21 protein-coding genes are annotated in these 22,252 nt (G+C 37.4%); 12 read left to right on the top strand and 9 right to left on the bottom strand.

Features of this window, described 5'->3' with window-relative positions; translation table 11 throughout:
• Nucleotides 1-20 precede the first annotated feature (20 nt).
• The 3 genes from FJA49_RS04395 to FJA49_RS04385 form a co-directional block, all read right to left on the bottom strand.
• Entirely contained in the window at nt 21-584 is a 564-nt protein-coding gene (locus FJA49_RS04395; RefSeq protein ID WP_139999259.1) for a toxin-antitoxin system YwqK family antitoxin, read from the bottom strand.
• Between the two features lie 20 nt (nt 585-604).
• Nucleotides 605-3,817: a cytochrome c biogenesis protein CcsA gene (gene ccsA / locus FJA49_RS04390; RefSeq protein WP_139999257.1), complete on the bottom strand. Its 3,213-nt coding sequence runs from the start codon at nt 3,815-3,817 to the stop codon at nt 605-607.
• Nucleotides 3,818-3,999: 182 nt separating this feature from the next.
• The gene (locus FJA49_RS04385) at nt 4,000-4,320 is read right to left on the bottom strand and encodes a four-helix bundle copper-binding protein (protein ID WP_139999254.1); all 321 of its coding nucleotides are present in this window, start codon (nt 4,318-4,320) and stop codon (nt 4,000-4,002) included.
• A gap of 157 nt (nt 4,321-4,477) precedes the next feature.
• Here FJA49_RS04385 and FJA49_RS04380 point away from each other — a divergent pair, with 157 nt between their 5' ends.
• From FJA49_RS04380 to FJA49_RS04340, 9 genes are all read left to right on the top strand, one after another.
• Nucleotides 4,478-5,242 carry a Rossmann-like and DUF2520 domain-containing protein gene (locus FJA49_RS04380; protein ID WP_139999252.1) on the top strand — a complete coding sequence of 255 codons (765 nt, stop codon included), beginning with the start codon at nt 4,478-4,480 and terminating at the stop codon, nt 5,240-5,242.
• Nucleotides 5,226-5,753 carry a KdsC family phosphatase gene (locus FJA49_RS04375; RefSeq protein ID WP_139999250.1) on the top strand — a complete coding sequence of 176 codons (528 nt, stop codon included), beginning with the start codon at nt 5,226-5,228 and terminating at the stop codon, nt 5,751-5,753. Before FJA49_RS04380 ends, FJA49_RS04375 begins: the two co-directional genes overlap by 17 nt.
• A 21-nt stretch (nt 5,754-5,774) precedes the next feature.
• Nucleotides 5,775-6,698 (top strand): geranylgeranylglycerol-phosphate geranylgeranyltransferase, encoded by a 924-nt coding sequence (locus tag FJA49_RS04370; RefSeq protein ID WP_139999248.1) that lies wholly within the window; start codon nt 5,775-5,777, stop codon nt 6,696-6,698.
• Nucleotides 6,691-7,284 carry a Maf-like protein gene (locus FJA49_RS04365; RefSeq protein ID WP_139999246.1) on the top strand — a complete coding sequence of 198 codons (594 nt, stop codon included), beginning with the start codon at nt 6,691-6,693 and terminating at the stop codon, nt 7,282-7,284. Before FJA49_RS04370 ends, FJA49_RS04365 begins: the two co-directional genes overlap by 8 nt.
• A gap of 3 nt (nt 7,285-7,287) precedes the next feature.
• The gene (locus FJA49_RS04360) at nt 7,288-7,818 is read left to right on the top strand and encodes a mechanosensitive ion channel domain-containing protein (RefSeq protein ID WP_139999244.1); all 531 of its coding nucleotides are present in this window, start codon (nt 7,288-7,290) and stop codon (nt 7,816-7,818) included.
• A gap of 90 nt (nt 7,819-7,908) precedes the next feature.
• Nucleotides 7,909-9,747 (top strand): BamA/TamA family outer membrane protein, encoded by a 1,839-nt coding sequence (locus FJA49_RS04355; RefSeq protein ID WP_139999242.1) that lies wholly within the window; start codon nt 7,909-7,911, stop codon nt 9,745-9,747.
• A gap of 79 nt (nt 9,748-9,826) precedes the next feature.
• Complete coding sequence (locus tag FJA49_RS04350) at nt 9,827-10,276, top strand: hypothetical protein (RefSeq protein WP_139999240.1); 450 nt, start codon at nt 9,827-9,829, stop codon at nt 10,274-10,276.
• Nucleotides 10,277-10,388: 112 nt separating this feature from the next.
• Nucleotides 10,389-12,917: a PIG-L family deacetylase gene (locus FJA49_RS04345; RefSeq protein ID WP_139999238.1), complete on the top strand. Its 2,529-nt coding sequence runs from the start codon at nt 10,389-10,391 to the stop codon at nt 12,915-12,917.
• Nucleotides 12,918-13,029: 112 nt separating this feature from the next.
• Complete coding sequence (locus tag FJA49_RS04340) at nt 13,030-14,748, top strand: sodium:solute symporter (protein WP_139999236.1); 1,719 nt, start codon at nt 13,030-13,032, stop codon at nt 14,746-14,748.
• Between the two features lie 51 nt (nt 14,749-14,799).
• On the opposite strand, the gene FJA49_RS04335 is transcribed toward FJA49_RS04340, so the two are convergent.
• Complete coding sequence (locus tag FJA49_RS04335; protein ID WP_139999234.1) at nt 14,800-15,648, bottom strand: DUF2911 domain-containing protein; 849 nt, start codon at nt 15,646-15,648, stop codon at nt 14,800-14,802.
• Nucleotides 15,649-15,779: 131 nt separating this feature from the next.
• Here FJA49_RS04335 and FJA49_RS04330 point away from each other — a divergent pair, with 131 nt between their 5' ends.
• Together FJA49_RS04330 and FJA49_RS04325 are read left to right on the top strand one after the other, a co-directional pair.
• Complete coding sequence (locus FJA49_RS04330) at nt 15,780-16,247, top strand: SRPBCC family protein (protein WP_139999232.1); 468 nt, start codon at nt 15,780-15,782, stop codon at nt 16,245-16,247.
• 3 nt (nt 16,248-16,250) lie between these two features.
• On the top strand, nt 16,251-17,534 hold the full coding sequence (locus tag FJA49_RS04325) for a cryptochrome/photolyase family protein (RefSeq protein ID WP_139999230.1): 1,284 nt from the start codon (nt 16,251-16,253) through the stop codon (nt 17,532-17,534).
• A 21-nt stretch (nt 17,535-17,555) separates the two neighbouring features.
• Here FJA49_RS04325 and FJA49_RS04320 read toward each other — a convergent pair whose 3' ends face one another.
• The 5 genes from FJA49_RS04320 to FJA49_RS04300 are packed head-to-tail and all read right to left on the bottom strand — an operon-like array spanning nt 17,556 to nt 20,902.
• Nucleotides 17,556-18,215, bottom strand: a complete 660-nt coding sequence (locus FJA49_RS04320) for an HAD family hydrolase (RefSeq protein ID WP_139999228.1) — start codon at nt 18,213-18,215, stop codon at nt 17,556-17,558.
• An 8-nt stretch (nt 18,216-18,223) separates the two neighbouring features.
• On the bottom strand, nt 18,224-18,880 hold the full coding sequence (locus FJA49_RS04315; RefSeq protein WP_139999226.1) for an HAD family hydrolase: 657 nt from the start codon (nt 18,878-18,880) through the stop codon (nt 18,224-18,226).
• A gap of 27 nt (nt 18,881-18,907) precedes the next feature.
• The gene (locus FJA49_RS04310; protein ID WP_139999224.1) at nt 18,908-19,630 is read right to left on the bottom strand and encodes a tRNA threonylcarbamoyladenosine dehydratase; all 723 of its coding nucleotides are present in this window, start codon (nt 19,628-19,630) and stop codon (nt 18,908-18,910) included.
• Nucleotides 19,631-19,651: 21 nt separating this feature from the next.
• Nucleotides 19,652-20,296, bottom strand: a complete 645-nt coding sequence (locus FJA49_RS04305; RefSeq protein ID WP_139999222.1) for a TatD family hydrolase — start codon at nt 20,294-20,296, stop codon at nt 19,652-19,654.
• Nucleotides 20,297-20,299: 3 nt separating this feature from the next.
• A complete protein-coding gene (locus tag FJA49_RS04300; RefSeq protein ID WP_139999220.1) occupies nt 20,300-20,902 on the bottom strand; it encodes a DUF1684 domain-containing protein in 603 nt (200 codons plus the stop codon).
• 100 nt (nt 20,903-21,002) lie between these two features.
• On the opposite strand from FJA49_RS04300, the gene FJA49_RS04295 reads away from it, so the two are divergent.
• Complete coding sequence (locus tag FJA49_RS04295) at nt 21,003-22,217, top strand: MDR family MFS transporter (RefSeq protein WP_139999680.1); 1,215 nt, start codon at nt 21,003-21,005, stop codon at nt 22,215-22,217.
• The last annotated feature ends 35 nt before the right edge of the window (nt 22,218-22,252 follow it).

The following is a 22,252-nucleotide window of genomic DNA, read 5'->3' as shown; positions in this document are numbered from 1 at the left end:
GTATCAGAGTCTTTTTTGTATTATTTTATTTGTCCGTCTTTATAGTTTAAAACTTCAAGTATGGAATCTTTTAGGATTTGGGTTTCATATATGATTAAAGTTCCTTTCCCATTTTCAATCGTTCCTTTATCTATATCCTGCCCTTTGAAATTTTTAGCAAAATCTACTGAAACCAGTTTCCCATTTTCATAATTCCTGATGGTGTGGATTTGTCCGTTCGGGAAAAACCATTGCCAAACGCCTTTAAAATTTCCATCTTCTGCCCTACCTAATCCATATAAAGTACCATTTTCATGGTAAAACTTCCAAAGACCATTAATCTTTCCATTTTTAAATTTCCCGATCTGTCTTAAAGAACCATTGGAATGAAAAACTTTCCAGCTTCCGGTTTCCAAATTATTATTGAATCTTCCTACTTGATATAGCTTTCCATTTTCATAGCTATATTTCCATTTCCCTACTTTCTTGTTATCCTTAATTTTTCCTGACTCTGTATAGCCCTCTTTTTGAATCTGTATCTTTTGAGAGTGACAGGAAACCAATAAAAAAGCAATCAGTAGTATTCCAAATTGTTTTAAAACCATTGCAGCAAGGCAAACTAAGTTTAGCTTCTTAGATATTTTTTCTGCTTGAAATAGGCTAAAATTGAGATCAGTGTTACTATTCCAATAGAAACAAAGACAAAATTAGGCGTTACTACTTTATCACCGCTGGCATAAGAATGCAGACCAGTCAAATAGAAGTTCACTCCAAAGTAAGTCATCATAATGGAATAGAAAGCAAAAACGCTAAACACGTTAAAAATCCATGTTCCTTTTAATGCCGGAACCAATCGTGCGTGGATTACGAATGCATATACCATGATACTGATTAATGCCCAGGTTTCTTTTGGATCCCAACCCCAGTAGCGTCCCCAGCTTTCGTTAGCCCATTGCCCTCCAAGGAAGTTTCCTATGGTAAGCATAACCAAACCAACAGTCAATGATAATTCTGTGATATAAGTAATTTCTTTGATGTTTAATTCCAGTTTCTTGCTGTTCTTTTCATTTGCAAAAATCATCAGAAACAGCGAAACCAGTCCGAGTATCATCCCTAATGTGAACGGTCCGTAACTTGCTACAATAACAGCCACGTGAATCATCAACCAATATGAATTTAATACCGGTTGCAGGTTAGCAATAGCAGGATCCATCCAGTTCCAGTGTGCAATCATCAGAATCATCGAAGCGACAAAAGCTGTCGAAGCGACTGTCAGTTCTGATTTTCTTCCAAAAGCAAGACCGAAGAACATCGTAGCCCAACCTACATAAATCATCGATTCATAAGCATCACTCCACGGTGCGTGTCCAGAAATGTACCATCTCATAATCAATCCGGCTGTATGGAGTACAAAAAAGAAACCAATAAGAGCGTGTAAAGCTTTTACGGTAATGCGAATCGCTTTTCTGTTATTGAATATTTTTACGATAGTAAACAACAACATTAAAACTCCCGCCGTCATGTACAAATAGTACAGTTTTTTAAAAATATCGTATTTGTTATAAAGGATTTCAGAGTTGATCTTGTCATCGCTCGGACGCACCTCTTTACCGTATTTCTTTTGGAAAAGCGTAATACTTTCCAGAATATCATCTGCTTGTTTGTAACCTCCTGATTTTCTCGCTTCATTCAGGAATCCCATATAGGCAGGAAGTACATTTTTAGTATAAGTAGAATCAACACCTTTAATGCCTGTTTCATTCAGTTCCAGATACGAAACCCATTTATTAGCTTTGTTGTAAGGAATAGGGAAAATTCTCAGTATTTTTCCGCTCAATGCAGCATTTAACAGTACTACTTTCTTATCAACTTCAATAAAATCTTTTTGGAATTGGTTTGGAATAGCTGCTTTATAAGCTTCATCCAAATAAGGCGATAGTTTGTAGTTTCCTTGCTCGTCAAAGAAGCTGATAAACGGAATGTGTTTTGCTTTCAGGTCAACACCTAAAATCTTATGCAAGCTGTCGTTGTCTTTTTTCAAATAAACGAAAGGCACATTAAACCATACTTCCGGATATTGTGACATTGATAAAAATACCTGATCGGAATTATATCCTTTATAGTGGTCGCTCTTGCTTACTTTTCGCAATAATTCTGAAGAGAATGTATTGATTGGCTTCATTCTTCCGCCATCGTCCTGAATTACGATTCTTCCGAATTTTGCAGCATGTTCCGGCTTTACTTCAATAATCTTTAATAATGAATCCACCTGCTGCTCTGTTGGCATTACTCTTTTTAAAGGAGCCGCATTTCCTTTTGCATGATTGTGTCCAGGCGTGTTGTGGTCATGGTCATGTTGAGCAAAACTTCCAACGCTAACAAACAATAACAATACGGTAATTAGTTTGGCTTTTCTTGCCTTAATCTTGTCTAATTTTTTCTTCACGATTCCAAATCTTGAATTTTTATCAAATAAGATAGCCATCATCCCTATGTATAAAAGGAAATAGCCAATATAGGTAATCCAGGTTCCCCAGAAATCGTGATTTGCAGAAAGTACAGTAATATTTGGTTCGTAAGTATCTCTTAAATGATTGTCTGTATAATCATAAGATGCCTGGAAAAAACGGTAACCGCCGTGATCCAAAACATTATTCATGAAAATCTCATAATCAAAAGGTTTTTCGTCTTCAACGGTAATCTTACTTCTAAAAGCCGAGAAGCTTTTCAAAGTTCCAGGATATTTTTCTGCAATAAAATCATTCAGCTTGATTTTGAAAGGCAATGTATATACTTTACTTCCGTAGAATAATGTAAAATCAAGACCTCCAACCTTAAAGGATTGAGGCTCTCCCATTTTTCCTTTAGAACCAATTAATGTCACGTCCTGCGTCTTTCCTCCTGCCTTAATTGTAACAATCAAAGCATCGTCAGTAGCTTTATCTTTATAATCATTATTCGATTCGTAGCCTACTTTCCCATTAATAGCTGCATCCGGGAAAACAAACTGTGCCCCACCAACATTATACAGGGAACGGAACATCAAATCCTGAACAGAATCTTTTACAACCGAACCCTGGAGTTTGTCTGCCATACGCATAAACTCACCGCCAAACGGAGCTTTGAAAGTATATTTATCGCCTTCTTTAGTAACATTGACTGCACCGTCTGTTGGCTTATTGAAAGCAAAAAGTACATTATGGATGTTCTGCACTTCGCCTGCTTTAAGGTAATGCTCATGGCGTGATCCGTCGCCAGATTCTACCATTTTTAAATATAGTGTGCCTTTCGGGTCTTCCTTGATAACCTCTTTGGCATTCATGATAAAGTCCTTATACTCTATTTCATAAGGAGTTTCCGCAAATTTGCCTTTGATTGAGAAATCATTGTTGGTAACCTGAGATAACAACAATTCTTTTTCTTCAACACGGCGTTTCATTTCGCCTTTATATTCGCCGTCAACAAAAACATTAAGGTATGTCTTTTCAGAGTATATCTGATTTTCAGAAGCGCCTTCAGCAATCGACATCATACCCTCATAGCTGATATAACGGGTCACAAAAGCTCCTATTAAAATAAAAATAAAGGAAAGATGGAGTAATAACGTAGTCCATTTTTCCTTCTTATGTAATTGGTATCTCTTGATATTTCCTAAAAAGTTAATCAGAAAGAGAAACATGATTGCTTCAAACCACCAGCTGTTGTAAATTAGGATTCTGGCGACATCCGTATTGTAGGCATCTTCAATAAAGGTCCCGATTCCCATTGCAACTGCAAAAACAATAAATAAAACAGCCATTAAACGGGTAGAAAACAGGAAGGAAAAAATTTTATCCATGAGAGTGGAATTACGATAGTTTAAAAAGTGCCACAAAAATAAGGAAAAATGTTTGATGAAACCGTTAATCCTAGGCCTGCGTTTTTCGTAATTCCTTGTTAATTTTTTCTAAATATTTTATGCATATCTCTACCGTGCGTCAAAAATCCTGACACATGATAAATAAATTGATATATTTAGGCTTACCATTTAAAGCTGCAAGCTGCTGCACATTTCCTACAAGACTCCGCACATTCTCTGCAATGGGCATGATGGGCAAATTTTTCGCATTCTACAGCACAAGCCGTACATATTTTGGCGCATAATTTCATCAAGGCTGTAGAAAAACCGGAGTTTCTGGAACAAAACTTGACACAAAGTATACAAATTTCTGCACAATCACGACAAAGCAAGATACAGTTCAGGTGATTTTTATCGTTCATTTCGATACAATTGGCCGCACAGACCTCACAGGCGCCAAAACAGGCCAGGCAGGCTTCAACTGCCAGTTTAAACTTTTTCATACTCTCTTTCATTAAAACTTTATAAATCCTTTTATTCTTGGCTATTATAAATGTAATGATTTAATTGCCCTCTTTATTGTAAGGGTCTGTTAAACCTGCTTAATTTATTGGAAGAAAACCTTTCCAATATTTCATAACTAATCCCTAAATTAGCGCCATGATTACAGCAACTATAATCGGTTCCGGAAATGTAGCACAGCATCTTATCCATGCTTTTAAAAAAAGCAGCGGAATTCAATTGTCACAGGTCTTTTCAAGACAAAAGGAAAGTATTTCTCATTTGGTGGAAGATTCAAAAATCATTACTGACCGAAGCCAGTTTTTGGAAGCCGACATCTATATCATTGCCGTTTCTGACAGTGCCATTGCTGAGGTTTCATCAAGCCTTCCGTTTGAAAACCGATTGGTAGTTCATACTTCGGGAAGCATCCCATTAGAAGAATTAAATCCGAAAAACCGTAGAGGCGTTTTTTACCCACTACAAACTTTCACTAAAAATAAAGAGATTGACTTTGCTGCAATTCCAATATGCCTGGAAAGTGAATTCGATGACGATTATATCGTTTTAGAGAATGTTGCCGAAGCTATAGGCTCCAAACATTATCTTATCAGTTCAGACCAAAGAAAATCGCTCCATGTTGCCGCTGTTTTTGTAAACAATTTTACCAACCATCTTTATCAGATTGGAAAAGAGATTTGCGCAGAACATCAGCTGCCATTTGAAATTCTTAAACCTTTGATTGCTGAAACGGCAAGCAAGGTACAACGTCTTTCACCGTTAGAAGCCCAAACCGGACCTGCAAAAAGAAACGATCTGAATACGATACAGACCCATTTGGCGTTACTTACAGACAATACACAAAAAGAAATTTATAAAATACTAACACATTCCATTCAACAATCTAATGTCAAAAAGTTATAAAGAAATCATGAACGACATCACGACTTTTATTTTCGATGTCGATGGCGTTCTAACTGATAGTTCTGTCCATATTACACCAACAGGCGAAATGCTTCGTGTTATGAATATTCGCGATGGTTTTGCCATGAAAGCAGCCGTAGAAAGCGGGTATCATGTTTGCATTATTTCTGGCGGAAGTAATGAAGGTGTCCGAATCCGACTTAGAAATCTGGGCATTACCGATATTCATCTGGCTTGTCCTGACAAAGTCGAAACTTTTAAAGAGTATACTGATATATATAATATCAAACCGGAACAGGTGCTTTATATGGGTGATGACATTCCTGATTATCATGTAATGAAATTGGTAGGACTTCCTACTTGCCCATTGGACTCAAGTCCTGAGATTAAAGAAATCTGTTCTTACGTTTCGCATAAAAATGGCGGTCGTGGTGCCGTACGTGATGTTATCGAACAGGTAATGCGTGTCCAGGGAAAATGGATGCAGTATTTCAATGGAAAACACGATTAATAATCTGCTGAACACTAACCTATGTCTTTTTTAAAACTAATACGCTACCAGAACCTGATTATGCTTGCCATAATGCAATTGGTTTTCCGATACGGATTTTTAGAATCACAGTCTATTCCACTTGCTTTAAATGACTGGCAGTTTGCGCTTCTCGTATTTTCAACCGTATGTATTGCAGCAGGCGGTTACCTTATAAACAACATTTTTGACCAGGCTACGGACAAAATTAATAAGCCTGATAATGTTGTTATAGGAAAGCAGATTTCTGAAGCTATGGGATATAATATTTATATCGCCCTGAATGTTATTGGTGTTGGTGTTGGTTTCTATTTGGCTAATGCTATCCACAAACCCAACTTTGCGGCGATATTTGTCATTATCGCTGCTACCTTATATGTGTATGCCAATGGTTTAAAGCAAACATTATTGATTGGTAATATTATCATTGCCCTGCTTCTTTCGTTGAGCATTTTAGTTATCGGGATTTTTGATCTATTGCCTATGGTTGTTCCTGAAAACCAGGCTGGCATGGGTATTATTTTTAACATACTCATTGACTATGCAGTATTTGCCTTTATCATCAACTTTATCCGAGAAATCGTTAAAGACATGGAAGATGTCAACGGCGATTATAATCAAGGAATGAATACGCTTCCAATTGCTTTAGGCATTGGCAGAACAGGCAAAATAGTTTTCGGATTGAGTTTTATTCCTATAGGACTTATCATTTATTATATTAACGAGAACCTGTATACTAACAACTTGTTCTATGCTTCGGGCTATGGCTTTCTGTTTATATTAGCTCCACTACTTTATTTTACTATAAAGATGTTTTCAGCCAAAAAACAAAAAGATTTCCATCATTTGAGCAATGTATTAAAGTTTGTTATTTTCTTCGGAATCCTTTCAATTGCAGTTATCAATCTCAATATCAAATATGCTTAATCCTCATTTAAAAGATTATACTATTCTTTTGGCATCAGGATCGCCAAGAAGACAGCAGTTCTTTAAAGACATGCATCTGGATTTTGAGGTGCGCTTAAAGGAAGTAGACGAAATTTATCCTGATCATCTCAAGGCTTCTGAAATCACCGATTTTCTGGCCAAGCTAAAAGCGGATGCTTTTCAGGAAGAATTAGCTCCAAACGATATTTTGGTGACCAGCGACACTATTGTCTGGCATAACGGAAAAGCTTTAGGAAAACCTAAAGATTATGAGGATGCTTTCCAAATATTAAGATCGTTGTCTGATTCGACCCACGAGGTCTATACTTCCGTATGTTTCAGACATAACGGAAAGACGGATATCATTAACGAAACTACAAAAGTCACTTTTGCCTATTTACCAGATGAAGCTATTGCTTACTATTTGGACAATTTTAAGCCTTATGATAAGGCCGGAGCTTATGGCATTCAGGAATGGATTGGCATCATCGGTATAAGCAAAATTGAAGGCTCCTACTCCAATGTGGTGGGGCTTCCCGTCCAAAAAGTTTATGAATATTTCACTACCTTTGGGAAAAACCGCTAGAGAATGTCCTTTTTTGAAGAAAATACTCCAAAGATCGTAAGCACGATCATACTGCTAGTTTGCGTGACAATTATCCGTTTTATTATTACTGCCCTGATAAAACGTTACGCCAAGCATGCCGAAATTAATGAACACCGTGCAATTTTGGTTAGCAAATACATCAGCTTTGTGATTATGGCGATGACTTTAGCTGGTGTCTTTATGATTTGGGGCGTTCGAACAAATGATGTTTACCTTGCCTTTACTTCTGTCATCACTATTATTGGTGTTGCTTTCTTTGCCCAATGGTCTATTCTTAGCAATATAACCGCAGGAATAATATTGTTTTTTTCATTTCCTTTCAAGATTGGAGATACAATCCGTATTCATGATAAGGATTTTCCGCTTGAAGGCGAGATTGACGATATCAAGGCTTTCCATACGTATTTGAGAACCAAAGAAGGAGAACTCGTAACCTATCCTAACAATCTTCTGCTACAAAAAGGCGTTTCTATTGTGAATACGACACGGGAGGAACGGGAATTCATGGATTAGCATCTTACTTTGCTTTTAGATAAGCATAATCTGGATGCTATTTTGTAACTTCACTCTAACCAAGGTACTCTCAAATAGTAAAAATTGCCAATGCCGAAGAAAATCAGATTCTTTTTACTCTTACTGACTGTCTGCTGCTGCCAACTTTCGCAAGCGCAGGACCAACCTGTGAAAAAAAGAGATTCCCTGAAAGGCTACCGTGATATTGAGCGTTATTCTAAAAAAAGAGGCTTTACCAAATTCATACATAAACTTATTTTTAAGCCAGTAGATTCAAAAAAACCTAAAAACAGGCAGAAAGACAAAGTTGTCTTGAAAAGCTATAGTGAATACGAAGGGAAAATTATCCGAAATATTAATATTACAACACTAGACCCATTTGGCTTTTCAGAAAAAGATTCGACCAAAAAAGCCCGTAACGGATTTGAACGGTTTGGAAATAGAATACATATCAAATCGAAGCAACTTACAATAAAAAACCTGCTGCTTATTCGAAAAAACAGACCGCTGGATTCACTTCTTGTTAGAGAATCAGAACGTTTAATCAGAAGCCAAAGATATGTGCGTAGTGTTGACTTTACGACCAAAATCGTAGGAACAAGTGCTGATTCTGTCGATATTTATATCAGAGTATTGGATTCCTGGAGTTTGATTCCGAATGCTTCCGGATCGACTTCGAAAACCACTTTTGAACTTACGGAACGAAATTTTCTGGGAACAGGACATGAGTTAGACAATACGTACCGACAACGATTCGACAATGGTAGAAGTGCCGTCAGTACCCGATATACGATTCCCAATATCATGAATACTTATATCAGGACATCGTTTTCTTATCGTGTTGATGAACATAATAATTACTCCAAAAGCATTTCGGTTGACCGTCCTTTCTTTTCTCCTTATGCCAAATGGGGAGCCGGAGTTTATATTGGACAGGATTTTACGGTAGACTCGCTGCCCGATGTTACCGGGCGTTATGCAGCACAAAACTTTAAAGTGGGAACTCAAGATGCCTGGGTAGGAAAATCGACCCAAATATTCCGAGGAAATACTGAAGAAGACCGAACCACCAATTTCATCACTTCTTTCCGATTCTTGAGAAAAAATTACAGCGAGTTTCCAACTCCGGCATACGACAGCCTAAAGTTTTTCTCTGATGAGAATTTTTTTCTCGCAGGTTTTGGTATCACTTCCCGAAAGTTTATCCAGGATAAATACCTGTTTAATTATGGCATTACGGAAGACGTTGCTATTGGAAAAGTCTATGCCCTGACGGTAGGCTATCAAAATAAAAATCATATCAACCGACTATATCTCGGTGGCCGATTCTCATTTGGGCAATATTTCAAATGGGGTTATTTTAGCACCAATGTCGAATATGGTACCTTTTTCAGAGGCCCTATCACACAGCAGACAGTTTTTTCTGTTGAAGCCAACTATTTTACGAACCTTATCGACTTGGGCGATTGGAAGCTGAGACAGTTCGTAAAACCAAAATTAGTAATAGGCAACAACCGTTTTCCTACCGTTGCAGACAGAGTGAATCTTAATGAAGAAAATGGTATACCCGGTTTTAACAGCTATAAGTTGCGAGGTACTAAAAAAGCATTGCTCATGCTGCAAACCCAATCCTATTCGCCCTGGAATTTGGGAGGATTCCGTTTTAATCCTTTTCTAACCTATACGGTTGGCGTATTAAGCAATGAAAATGACAACCTTTATAAAGGAAAAGCATACTCACAAATCGGGATTGGAGTTCTTATTAGTAATGACTTCCTTGTGTTCAATTCATTTCAGTTTTCTTTCTCCTATTATCCTAGCGTTCCTATTGATGGTAGTGGCAATACGCAAACCAATTCCTTAAAAACAACCGACTTCGGAATGCCCAATTTTGAGTTCGGAAAGCCACAAACCGTACCTTACAATTAGTTAAATATTTCTTAAAAAAATCCTGCTGGCATCATTATTGGTTTTTGTTCACTAGAAAAGAACCTAAAAATACAGCGCTATGAAAACTCTAAAAGTATTAATTGCAGGATTCGCCATTTTAATGGCTGGTACATTGGAAGCACAAGTATCCGTTAATGTAAGTATCGGAGGTCGTCCGGACTGGGGACCGGTAGGATATACTGAAGCTAATTATTATTATCTTCCTGACATTGAAGCTTATTATGATGTTAGAGCCTCAAATTTCATCTATATCAGCAATGGAAACTGGATCAGAGCCCGATATTTGCCAAACCGATACCGAAATTATGATTTGTACAATGGCTACAAAGTAGTATTGACAGATTATCACGGTTCAAGACCTTATGCCCTTTTCAATACCCATAAGGTAAAATACTACCGAGGTCCAAGACCACGTCCGGTTGTAGTAAGAGAAGTCCACCACCATCATGACAACCACAAACATTACAAAAAACATAAAAAACACCACAGGCATCATGATGATGACTAAATAATAGAATAAGGAGAGCCAAATAGCTCTCCTTTATTGTTAAAGTCTTAGCAAGAAAAACACATCAGAAAAATTAATTATTATATTTGAAAGTTAGTTCCATAAAATCAAAATGATACCAAAAACTGCTTACCACTCTCTCCTTCTTTTTCTCCTTTCATTCTGCACATTAAGTGCACAGAAGCCGCAAAAATTAAGTTCTGGCGAAATCTACGAACAGGTACAAAAACTAAACTTTTTAGGATCGGTTTTATATGTAGCCGCACATCCTGATGATGAAAACACCAAACTGATTTCTTATTTCTCCAATGAAGTAAAAGCGAGAACTGCTTATCTATCATTGACACGGGGTGACGGCGGGCAAAACCTGATTGGTTCTGAACTTCGGGAATTGCTTGGCGTTTTAAGAACACAAGAACTATTGGCCGCAAGAAGAATTGACGGTGGAGAGCAACTATTTTCCCGTGCTAACGATTTTGGCTTTTCAAAAGAACCTAACGAAACTTTTTCTATTTGGAATAAAAATCAGGTACTAAGCGATGTAGTCTTAGCTATTCGCAAATTCCAGCCTGATATTATCATTAACCGTTTTGATCACAGAAGTCCGGGAACTACGCACGGACATCATACCGCCTCTGCCATGCTCAGTATGGAAGCTTTTGATCTGGCGGGAAACAAAAATAGCTTTCCGGAACAGCTTTCTTCCTTAAAAACCTGGCAGCCAAAACGAATATTCTTTAACACTTCGTGGTGGTTTTATGGCTCAGAAGAAAAATTTGAACAGGCTGATAAAAGCAAAATGGCCACTATCAATGCTGGTGTTTATTTTGGAATAAAAGGCAAAAGCAATGGCGAAATAGCCGCCCTAAGCCGAAGCCAGCACAAATGCCAGGGTTTTGGCACTATAGGAACACGTGGTGACGAAATGGAATATCTTGAATTTCTAAAAGGTGACTTCGCTAAAGATAAAAATAACCTGTTTGAAGGTATTAATACCACCTGGTCAAGAGTAAAAGGTGGCGAAGCTATTGGAAAAATATTAAACGATATTGAAGCCCATTTCAACTTTAAAGATCCATCTGTCCATATTCCTAAATTAATAGAGGCCTATCAATTGGTTAGCAAACTGGAAGATGAACATTGGAGAACAATCAAAAAACAAGAACTAGAAAACATCATCCTGGCTTCTGCAGGATTATTCTTTGAAGGCGTTTCATCAGAACAAAGCACCAATCCCGACAGTGATTTTACTTTAAAACTTGAAGCTGTAAATCAAGGTGGACAAGATATTGAACTGGTTGATGTTACTTTCCTTAATAATCCTGAGAATGGAATAATCCAAGGGAAAAAACTGAATAAGAACAAACCGTTCAAAACTGAAAAAAGACTGCACACCCTTGCTTCTACCTCTTACACTTCTCCGTATTGGCTGAATGAAAAAGGAACATTGGGAATGTATACCGTTAAAGACATGGCCATGATAGGCAGGCCGGACTCCGAAAAACTCAAATTAAAATGGAGCCTAAAAATTGCCGGACAGCCTTTTGATATCTATAAAGAAATTGTCTATAAAATCTCCGATCCTGAAAAAGGCGAAATCTACCAGCCTTTTGAAGTATTGCCAGAAGCTACGGCTACGGTAATTGATGAAGTGACCATCTTTTCTGATTCTAAAACAAAACCAATTTCTGTAAAAGTAAAATCAGGTAAAGCCAATTTAAAAGGAGCTATTAGCTTACGAATTCCTCAAGGCTGGACTGTTTCTCCTGACAAGATCGATTTTGACATCGCTATGAAAAACGATGAAAAGATTGTTGTATTTAACGTAACGCCACCTTCTTATGAAAACAAAGGCATTATTGCTCCGGTAATTACTACTGATGGACAAAAATATACGCAGAAGCTGACTACTATTCAGTATGACCATATCCCGAAACAATCGGTACTGATGCCATCTGAAGCTTCTGTTGTCAGACTAAACATTAAAAAAAGCGGGCAGGTTATTGGTTATATTGAAGGAGCTGGAGATGAAATTCCGCAAAGCCTTAAACAGATTGGTTATGATGTAAGGATTATAAAACCAAATGAAATCACCGAAACTACTTTGAATGGGTTTGACGCTATAGTCATGGGAATCAGAGCCTACAATGTTATTTCTGACCTTCAATTTAAACAACGTTATCTTTTAGATTATGTCAAAAATGGAGGAACTATGGTCGTACAATACAATACTTCCGGTAGACGCGGACTTAGCGGATTTAACGTACCCGATTTTTCTCCTTACGAACTCAATCTTTCCAGTGACAGGGTAACCGACGAAAATGCAAAAGTTTCATTTTTGAACGCAACGCATTCGGTTTTAAACCATCCTAATAAAATAACAGAAGCCGATTTTCAGGGTTGGGTTCAGGAAAGAGGATTGTATTTTCCTGACAAATGGGCTTCCGAATTTACGCCTATATTGGGCATGAAAGATTTGGGAGAAACTGAAAAACAAGGAAGCCTTTTAGTCGCAAATTACGGAAAAGGATATTATATTTACACAGGATTAAGCTTTTTCCGTGAACTTCCAGCAGGAGTTCCTGGGGCATTTAAGCTGTTTACCAACCTTATTTCAATAGGAAAAAAGGACAAATCATAAATTAATGAAAGAAAAGAAATTAAGAAGCTGGAAAAGAAATTACACCCTGGTGCTTGTAATGAATGCTCTGTACATTCTAATTTTTTATTTTATAATGCAATATTTTTCATAAATGCAGGCAATTGACTGGGTAGTTTTAATCATTACGCTTTTTTTCATCGTTTTTTACGGTGCCTGGAAAACGCGAGGTAGCAAAAACGTACAAGATTATATTCTGGGTAATAATGAAACCCCATGGTATACCGTAGGGATTTCTGTAATGGCAACCCAGGCCAGCGCCATTACTTTTCTTTCCACTCCGGGACAAGCTTTTAATGATGGTATGGGCTTCGTACAGTTCTATTTTGGATTGCCGCTGGCAATGATTATCATCTGTATTACCTTTATTCCTATTTACCACAGACTCAAAGTATATACGGTTTATGAGTTTTTAGAACAGCGTTTTGACCTTAAAACCCGTTCGCTTGCTGCCATATTATTCCTGATACAGCGAGGTTTCTCAACCGGAATCACGATTTATGCACCTGCCATCGTATTGTCATCCATATTAGGCTGGAACCTGAATCTGATGAATATCGCCATTGGTATACTGATTATTATTTATACGATGACGGGTGGTACGAAAGCCGTTAACGTTACCCAAAAACAGCAGATGTTTATCATCATGTCTGGAATGTTCATTGCTTTTTTCATCATCTTAAGCCTATTACCGGAAGAAGTGTCTTTCAATAATGCATTGCAAGTTGCCGGTGTAAACGACAAGATGAATATTCTTGATTTTTCGTTAGACAAAGAAAAAAGATATACAGTTTGGACCGGAATCACGGGCGGTTTGTTTTTAGCCCTCTCCTATTTTGGAACAGACCAATCACAGGCTCAACGCTATTTATCGGGGAAATCTGTGAGGGAAAGCCAGATGGGACTTGTTTTTAATGCCCTTTTGAAAGTTCCGATGCAGTTTTTTATCCTTTTGGTCGGAGTTATGGTATATGTCTTTTTCCAATTCCAGTCAGTTCCGATTAACTTTAACCCGAACAGCAAGGCAAGTATCGAAAAATCAGTATATGCAGGCGATTACAAACAGCTGGAAAACCAATTGGTCGATATTGCCGCTGAGAAAAAAGAAGTAACCCTGGCTTATGTCAATCAACTGAATATAGAAACAGACAATAAGGTACTTAAAAACAGGATTATCGCCTTAGGAGAAAAAGAAAAAACGATTCGTGAACAAGCCAAAGTCCTGATCAGCAAGGCCAATAAAAAGAACAAGACTACGGATAGTGATTATGTCTTTATTCATTTCATAATACATTACCTGCCAAAAGGATTTGTCGGGTTGTTACTAGCAGTGATTATTTGCGCAGCCATGTCATCAACAGCCGCTGGAATCAACTCCCTGGCTTCGACAACTGTAATCGATATTTATAAACGAAACATAAAAACGGAAAAATCCGAAGCCCATTTCGTGCGAGCTTCAAAAGGCTTTACGCTGCTTTGGGGTGCAATAGCTATTATGTTTGCCTGTTTCGGAACCTTATTTGAAAACCTGATTCAGTTTGTAAACATTATCGGTTCTATATTTTACGGTACCATACTGGGTATTTTCCTGGTTGCTTTCTATGTGAAATATGTCAAGGCACAAGCCGTATTCTGGGCAGCCGTGTTCAGCCAGATAGCAATATTTGTAATCTATTATTTTGCGATATACATCTTCCCTCCGGGTAAGGAAAAATTAAGCTACTTATGGCTTAACTTTATTGGAGTCCTGATTACGATCATCATTTCTGTAAGCTTCCAATATTTCAAAAACTCTAAAGAAGTCAAAGCATAAAAAAAGCCGATTGCAATTGCAATCGGCTTTTTTGTTAAACGTTTTATGGAATTATTTTTTGCTCCACTCGTTAATGCTATCTTTGTTCATTTTTACATAATCAGCATTGTTTGCTTTTTCTGCAGCAGCCAATGATAATTTTGCCGTTTCGATAGCACCTTTCTTATCTCCTAATTTTGACTGGATCAATGATTTTTGTCTTAGGAACCAAAAAGGAGCTTCACCTTTTGTCTTCTCGATTGCAGCATTTACCCAAGTCAAGGCTTTGTTCATATCACCGTTAGACTGATAAAAATACTGAGCTGAAGCAAAGTAATCATCTGCTGATGGTCCTGCCAAAGTAGACTCAATACTTGCCATTGCTGTTTTTTGCGTTGGAACATCAAATTTAACAGCTACAAGCGTCTTTTCCCAAGAAATTTCAAGGTTTCCTGAATCATTACCTATTCCGTTTACTGCAATAGTAAGAGTTTCAACATTTCTGTTCAGGTTTTCTGATTTAACAGTTGTTCTTAAAGCCACTTTATTTTCATTCCACTCAGCTGGCAATCCCCAGTTGTTTGTGTCTTTGTAGAAAATAACATCCCATGAATCAGCTCTTGGAACTGTAAATAAGCTATAGCTTCCTTTTGGAAGGTCTTTCCCTCCTATTTTTACATCTTCGCTAAATGTAACAATGGTATTACCATTAGCACCGGTTCTCCATGTCTTTCCAAAAGGAACCAAGTCTCCAAAAACGGCTCTGCCTTTAGCACTAGGGCGAGAATATTCAATATGTACATCTGTTAATCCGACAACTTGAGTAACGTCAGACTTTGGACTTGCCTGTGGTGTTTTTACCTGAGCTTCTGCAGTCAAAGTGATTAAAAGCAATCCAGCGGCAATAATTATCTTTTTCATATAAATTATAGATTTTGATTTTTGCGAATTTAAGAATTTCAAGTCATTTAAATGTTAAATAAAACTAAGAAAAAACCTCATTTTGTTTAACTTATTCTAATTTTAATTAAACAATATTGTATTTTTGTAGTATGAAATTATATGCAATACATACAACACAAAAACTTCCTATTTCAATTGAAAAAGCCTGGGAATTCATTGCCAATCCAAAAAATCTGGAACTCATTACTCCCAAATCTATGGGATTCCGTACACTTTCAGGCGATGAAAAAGAGATGTTTGCCGGCCAGATAATTCATTATAAAATTACTCCAATTTTGGGTATTTCCATGCAATGGGTCACTGAAATCACCCATGTACAAGACCAGAAGTTTTTTGTTGATGAACAGCGTTTTGGGCCTTATGCTTTTTGGCACCATAAGCATTTTTTAAAGGCAATTCCGGGTGGTGTTGAAATGGAAGATATTGTACATTATAAATTACCTATGGGCGTTTTGGGCCGATTGGCACATCCTTTTCTGGTCAAGCCCAAACTGGATGAAATCTTTGCGTTCAGACGAAATAAACTCACAGAACTTTTTGGCGAATTTAAATCCTAAATTATGAATATATTCTGGTACAGACGTGATTTGCGATTAGACGACAACAAAGCTTTGTTTGAGGCATTATCAGATGCTAGCACACTTCCTATCTTTATATTTGATAAAAACATTCTTTCTGAGCTTCCTAAAGATGATGCTCGTGTGACATTTATCTCTGAATTGCTCGAAAACATACAGGCAGTTCTAAAACAAAATCACAAATCGCTGGCTGTATTTTATGATGAACCTATAACTGTTTTTGAAAAACTCATTTCAGAAAACCCAGAAGTTACTGCCATATACACCAATCACGATTACGAGCCTTATGCCCGAAAACGAGATGCTGAAATTGGTACATTCTTAAAATCCAAAAACATTGCTCTCCGTACGTTTAAAGATCAGGTTATTTTTGAAAAAGAGGAAGTCATAAAAGAAGATGGGAAGCCTTATGTAGTATTTACGCCCTATTCTAGAAAATGGAAAGAACATTTTAATGAAAAACTTGCGGAATCTTATGATTCGGAAAAAAAACTAGATCAAGTGGCCCAACATTCTTATCCATATCTTTCATTAAAGGATATCGGGTTTGAAAAATCAAAGATAAAGGTCGATGATTATGATGTTTCAGGTACGCTAATCGAGAATTATGCTGAAACCCGTGATTTTCCTGGTTTGGATGGTACTTCTCATTTGAGTCCTCATTTACGGTTTGGCGCTGTTAGCATCCGAAAAATTGTAAAGACGGCAATTAAATACCGAAAAGAAACCTTTTTGAATGAGCTGATTTGGAGGGAATTTTTTATGCAGATTCTTTGGCATTTTCCAAATACGGTTACAGAAAATTTCCGTCCAAAATACGACCATATCCAATGGCGCAACAATGAAGCCGAGTTTCAAAGCTGGTGTGAAGGAACTACGGGTTATCCGATAGTCGATGCAGGAATGCGGCAATTGAATACAACAGGAACCATGCACAATCGTGTACGGATGATTGTTGCTAGTTTTTTGTGCAAACATCTGTTGATTGACTGGCGTTGGGGCGAAGCTTATTTCGCAGAAAAATTATTAGATTATGAACAATCCAGCAATATCGGAAACTGGCAATGGGCAGCCGGCAGCGGCGTAGATGCCGCTCCTTATTTCCGGATTTTTAACCCAAGCGAACAGGTCAAAAAATTTGACACCGATTTTAAATACATCCGAAAATGGGTTCCTGAATTTGAACACCTGGACTACAGACCTATAGTCGACCATAAAGAAGCACGCGAAAGATGCTTAGAGGTATATAAAAAAGCAGTCGGATAAAATTACCCGACTGTTTTTGTTTTATGCATTTATGTTTTTAATTTTCTCAAAATTCAAATCCCGGAAATCGGTTATGACCATATCTGCTTTTGATTGGTCTTGTCCTTTTCCACTTTCACCTTTGTAGGCAATGCAAAAAATTCCCGCTGCTTTTGCTGCAGTAATCCCATTAGTACTGTCTTCAATAACAATACATTCATGGATAGGCGCTTTTGAATAAGACGCTGCTTTTATGAAAATAGCCGGATTTGGCTTGGATTCAGGGAAATCTTCACCGCTGACTTTGTGAGTGAAATACGGATTCAAGTCGAAACGTTCAAAAACTTTGTTGATAATAGCCATTTCCGAAGAAGAAGCCACAATCAGCTGTATCCCGTTATTATATAAATCAATAATAAGTTCCTTCACTCCCGGCATCAGATACAAATCTTCCTTTTTATCAAAAGCGTCCAGGAAAAGCTTGTTTTTAGCTTCAATCAGTTCTTCCACTTCATGTGCTAATTGGAAATTATCTTTGATTTTCTGATAAATCATCTTATTTGAGTTTCCTGTGAAGGTGTGGTACATTTCATCCGGAACTGTAATATCCAAATCTTTAAATTGCAATAAACTCACATCATAATGAACAGGTTCAGTGTCGACTAAAACACCATCCATGTCAAAAATTACGGTCTTAACCATTTTTTATTTTACTTTAAATTCTTAATCTTTTCGGCGTTTAGCTCGTTAAAATGATTGATAATCACATCTGCTTTTGACAAATCCTGAAGCTTTGTATTCGCACTTCTGTAACCTACACAAAAAATTCCGGCTGCATAGGATGCTTCTATACCGTTGGTACTGTCTTCTATAACAATACATTCGTCTTTCTTCCCTATTGCTAAAGAAGCTGCATGCTCAAAAATAGCCGGATGAGGTTTTGACTTTGGAAAATCTTCACCACTCACAATATCCGAAAAATACTGATGTAGCTTAAAACGATTAAAAACGCGTTCTATTGTTACTTTTGAAGCTGATGAAGCTACTATTAGCTGTATGCCGTTTTGGTAAAGGTCTTTAATCAAATCTTCAACGCCTTCTATAAGATGCAGGTCTTTTTTGGTATCAAAGGCATCGTTAAAAATATTCCTTTTTCTCTGTATCAAATCCTCCACATCATGGTCCAGGCCAAAAGCATGTTTTAATTTCTGGAAAACATTACGTGTAGAGTTTCCGGTAAAAGTAGCAAACAGGTCGTCGGTTACAGAAATTTCCAGTTCATCAAAATGTTGGAAATAGGCATATCTGTGAACGGGTTCCGTATCAACGATAACGCCGTCCATGTCAAAAATTACAGTTTTTATCATTGTGTGTTGTGTTGTAGGTTTAGGAGCTTAGTCTTCCTTTTTCAATAGGTATCGGATAACTGTTTCTGCTGCGTGAAGTCCAAACAATCCTGGCATATAGCTATTGGTTCCGTAGAATGATTTTTTGAAATTAGAACCATCTGTAATTCGTAGACTATTCGGGTCCTGAATTTCTGAAGAATACACAGCCTTTACGCCTTTATCGATTCCTGCTTCTTTTAGCCTTCTTTTGATCGTTTTTGCCAAAAAGCAGTTTTCAGTCCTGCTAATATCGGATACTTTTACTTTGCCCGCTTCCATCTTTCCTCCGGCACCCATACTGCTGACGATTTTTACTCTCTTACGCTTGGAAGCGATAATCAGGTTTAGCTTTGGCGTCACGCTATCGATGCAGTCCATGACATAGTCAAATTCATTGGTAACAATTTCAAAAGCTCTTTCAGGCGAAAGGAACTCTTTTATTTTTGTAAGCTCTAATTCCGGATTAATATCCATCAATCGATCTCCTACAATATCAATTTTCGCTTTGCCAACGGTGGAGTGCAATGCTGGAAGCTGACGGTTAATATTGGTAATATCCACAACATCACCATCAACAATGGTCATTTTTCCAACTCCTGCTCTGGCAATAAATTCAGCTGCAAAAGATCCTACTCCACCTACTCCGACAATCAATACATTTGAATTTTTTAATTTTTCAAGACCTTCTTTTTTGAACAACAATTCGGCTCTTTCTGTCCACTGCGCCATTTTCTATAATTTATTTTATATTTATTTTTTAAAAACGTTTTTAAAGTTCCGTTGTACGATTTCCTGCAAATCTTCCTCGCTTATAGCTTTATATTTTGAAGCTAAGGCATATACTTCTTCAATAGTTTCTTCGATTGTATCTGTTTCTAAGAAAAACCGATTATCCGGAACACTTTTGAAAACCGATTCCAATTCCGGGTTTCTCAGTAAATATTTTCCAAAAGAAAGATAAAACCCATTATCTAGTAGTTGTTTTGCCAACTGTTCGTTTTTGGAGAACCCATGAATAACCATTGGAACCGTAATTTTTACATCATTTTTGATTGCTATTAATTCCTGAAACGATGCTACGCAATGAATTACGACAGGCTTTTGGTATTTTTCTGCTAAAGCCAATTGTTTTCGGAATACCTGTTCCTGCAAACTAAATGGAATCTCAATTCTTTTGTCCAATCCGCATTCGCCAACAGCCAGACAATTCGCAGTTTGTATTTTATCTTCTATAATCGCAAGGTCGGCTTCCATCCTATCTTCTACAATATACCATGGATGTATCCCTATCGAATAGAACGGAATCGAGGCGTCAAATTCCTGCGGATATTGATTGACCAGCTCCAGACAATCGGGATGGTTTGAGAATTTGTGCGTATGGAGATTGTATAGCAAAACTTATTTTTTAAATTTTTTCACTCCGGCCCTGATTTCAATCGCAAGATCATTTTCTTGTGGAGGAATCGGGCATGAATATTTATGATTGTAGGCACAATACGGATTATAGGCCGTATTAAAATCAATCACAATCGTATCACCTTGCGGTATTTTCAAATCGATATACTTTCCGCCACCATAACTGTCTACTCCTGAAGTCAGGTCCGTAAAAGGCAGGAAAAGCGCATCCTTATATTCTTCTATTTTCTTCAAATCCAGGCTCTGGTATAGATTCACCTTGAGTTTTTTTCCGTCAATTGAAAAATGAGCTTCACCATATTTCACATACATCGGTTTTCTCGAAGTAGATGTTGGCATCTCAAAAGGCTTTTCATCCGGTGTTCTTACAAACTTTGCATTGACAAAGAACTTTTCGTTTATCGGATAAAAACTCAATGCCTTGAACGTTTTCAAATCTTTCTTGAGCAGCGGACTTTTTACAGAATCGGCATATTCAGCATTTAATTCTTTCTGAAAGGCAATAACGGCTTCTTTATCAAAACTTTTTTGTGCAAACAAAATTGTTGATACTAATAAAAATAGCAGGCTCAGGAAGCTTTTCATAAATTTCAATTTTTATGCAAAAATAAGCAAAATTATCGATTACACTTTCCAAAAAAAGGGAAGCAAACTTTGTAACTTTGTGTCGAAAACTCACAATCTGATGCTCCAAAAAGCCTTCAAGCGCTACATTGATTCCTTTAGAGGCTTTTCTAAAGAAATCTGGATACTGGCACTCATTACTTTTATCAACAGGACAGGAACAATGGTTCTTCCGTTTCTTTCAAAATACATGAAAGAAGATCTTCATTTTGATTATGACCATATTGGAACGGTTATGGTCTTTTTTGGTTTAGGGTCTATGTTTGGTTCCTGGATTGGCGGAAAACTTTCGGACAAGATGGGTTTTTACAAAATAATGATCTTCAGTTTGCTCACCAGTGGCATGCTATTAATTTTTGTACAGTTTGTTACCTCATTTATAGGGATGTGTTTTGCGATGTTTGGAATCATGTTGATTGCGGATATGTTTCGTCCTGCGATGTATGTGTCTTTGGGAGCTTATGCTAAACCCGAAAACAGAACCCGGGCATTTTCATTAGTACGTCTTGCTGTCAATTTAGGTTTTGCCGCAGGTCCGGCATTAGGCGGACTAATTATCATGGGAATTGGTTATAAAGGCTTGTTTTGGGTTGATGGTGCTTCCTGTATTATTTCCATCTTGATTTTTGCCACATTGGTAAAAGAAAAGAAACTATCAACTCATGAAAACCATGAGGATACTGAAAAAGCTGTTGTAAAATCTGTATTTCAGGATGGTCCTTTTTGGATATTCCTTTTCGGAAGCTATTTGACGGCCTTGATTTTCTTACAGCTGTTCTCAACATTGCCTCTCTACCATTCCGAATGGTATCATATCACTGAATTCCAGACCGGATTGCTAATGTCGCTAAATGGACTGCTTATTTTCTTTTTGGAAATGCCAATGGTTACTTTTCTCGAAAGAAAACAAGTGAATCGCCTAAAACTCATATTGTGGGGAACCTTTTTATTAAGCCTCAGCTTTTTTGTGCTGCTTTTTGATAATTGGGCGGGTATACTGATTGTCAGCATCATTTTTATGACATTTGGAGAAATGTTCAATTTCCCGTTTACCAACTCATTTGCTATGAGTCGAGCACCAAAAGGACATGAAGGTCGGTATATGGCCCTGTTCACAATGAGCTTTAGCCTGGCACATATTACAAGTGCCAAATTGGGATTAGGAATCGTTTCCCGCCATGGCTATACTACAAACTGGTTGGTAATGGGGATTTTAGGACTTCTCTCCTGTGCCAGCATACTGTATCTGAAAAGGATCGTAGCACAAAGCAAATAAATTAATTTTAAATGTCTTTCGGGAAGCTTATGTCA

Origin of the sequence: Flavobacterium microcysteis, from assembly GCF_006385255.1 — a bacterium.
Lineage (GTDB): Bacteria > Bacteroidota > Bacteroidia > Flavobacteriales > Flavobacteriaceae > Flavobacterium > Flavobacterium microcysteis.
This window is presented reverse-complemented; position numbering and strand designations above follow the sequence as displayed.

Excerpts from the sequence above, each read along its gene's own strand:
- FJA49_RS04295 (WP_139999680.1), top strand. The coding sequence starts at position 21,003 with ATGCTCCAAAAAGCCTTCAAGCGCTACATTGATTCCTTTAGAGGCTTT.
- ccsA (WP_139999257.1), bottom strand. The coding sequence starts at position 3,817 with ATGGATAAAATTTTTTCCTTCCTGTTTTCTACCCGTTTAATGGCTGTT.
- FJA49_RS04365 (WP_139999246.1), top strand. The coding sequence starts at position 6,691 with ATGCTTAATCCTCATTTAAAAGATTATACTATTCTTTTGGCATCAGGA.
- FJA49_RS04310 (WP_139999224.1), bottom strand. The coding sequence starts at position 19,630 with ATGGCGCAGTGGACAGAAAGAGCCGAATTGTTGTTCAAAAAAGAAGGT.
- FJA49_RS04320 (WP_139999228.1), bottom strand. The coding sequence starts at position 18,215 with ATGGTTAAGACCGTAATTTTTGACATGGATGGTGTTTTAGTCGACACT.
- FJA49_RS04355 (WP_139999242.1), top strand. The coding sequence starts at position 7,909 with ATGCCGAAGAAAATCAGATTCTTTTTACTCTTACTGACTGTCTGCTGC.
- FJA49_RS04335 (WP_139999234.1), bottom strand. The coding sequence starts at position 15,648 with ATGAAAAAGATAATTATTGCCGCTGGATTGCTTTTAATCACTTTGACT.
- FJA49_RS04375 (WP_139999250.1), top strand. The coding sequence starts at position 5,226 with ATGTCAAAAAGTTATAAAGAAATCATGAACGACATCACGACTTTTATT.
- FJA49_RS04325 (WP_139999230.1), top strand. The coding sequence starts at position 16,251 with ATGAATATATTCTGGTACAGACGTGATTTGCGATTAGACGACAACAAA.
- FJA49_RS04395 (WP_139999259.1), bottom strand. The coding sequence starts at position 584 with ATGGTTTTAAAACAATTTGGAATACTACTGATTGCTTTTTTATTGGTT.
- FJA49_RS04340 (WP_139999236.1), top strand. The coding sequence starts at position 13,030 with ATGCAGGCAATTGACTGGGTAGTTTTAATCATTACGCTTTTTTTCATC.
- FJA49_RS04385 (WP_139999254.1), bottom strand. The coding sequence starts at position 4,320 with ATGAAAAAGTTTAAACTGGCAGTTGAAGCCTGCCTGGCCTGTTTTGGC.
- FJA49_RS04315 (WP_139999226.1), bottom strand. The coding sequence starts at position 18,880 with ATGATAAAAACTGTAATTTTTGACATGGACGGCGTTATCGTTGATACG.
- FJA49_RS04300 (WP_139999220.1), bottom strand. The coding sequence starts at position 20,902 with ATGAAAAGCTTCCTGAGCCTGCTATTTTTATTAGTATCAACAATTTTG.
- FJA49_RS04370 (WP_139999248.1), top strand. The coding sequence starts at position 5,775 with ATGTCTTTTTTAAAACTAATACGCTACCAGAACCTGATTATGCTTGCC.
- FJA49_RS04380 (WP_139999252.1), top strand. The coding sequence starts at position 4,478 with ATGATTACAGCAACTATAATCGGTTCCGGAAATGTAGCACAGCATCTT.
- FJA49_RS04350 (WP_139999240.1), top strand. The coding sequence starts at position 9,827 with ATGAAAACTCTAAAAGTATTAATTGCAGGATTCGCCATTTTAATGGCT.
- FJA49_RS04330 (WP_139999232.1), top strand. The coding sequence starts at position 15,780 with ATGAAATTATATGCAATACATACAACACAAAAACTTCCTATTTCAATT.
- FJA49_RS04345 (WP_139999238.1), top strand. The coding sequence starts at position 10,389 with ATGATACCAAAAACTGCTTACCACTCTCTCCTTCTTTTTCTCCTTTCA.
- FJA49_RS04360 (WP_139999244.1), top strand. The coding sequence starts at position 7,288 with ATGTCCTTTTTTGAAGAAAATACTCCAAAGATCGTAAGCACGATCATA.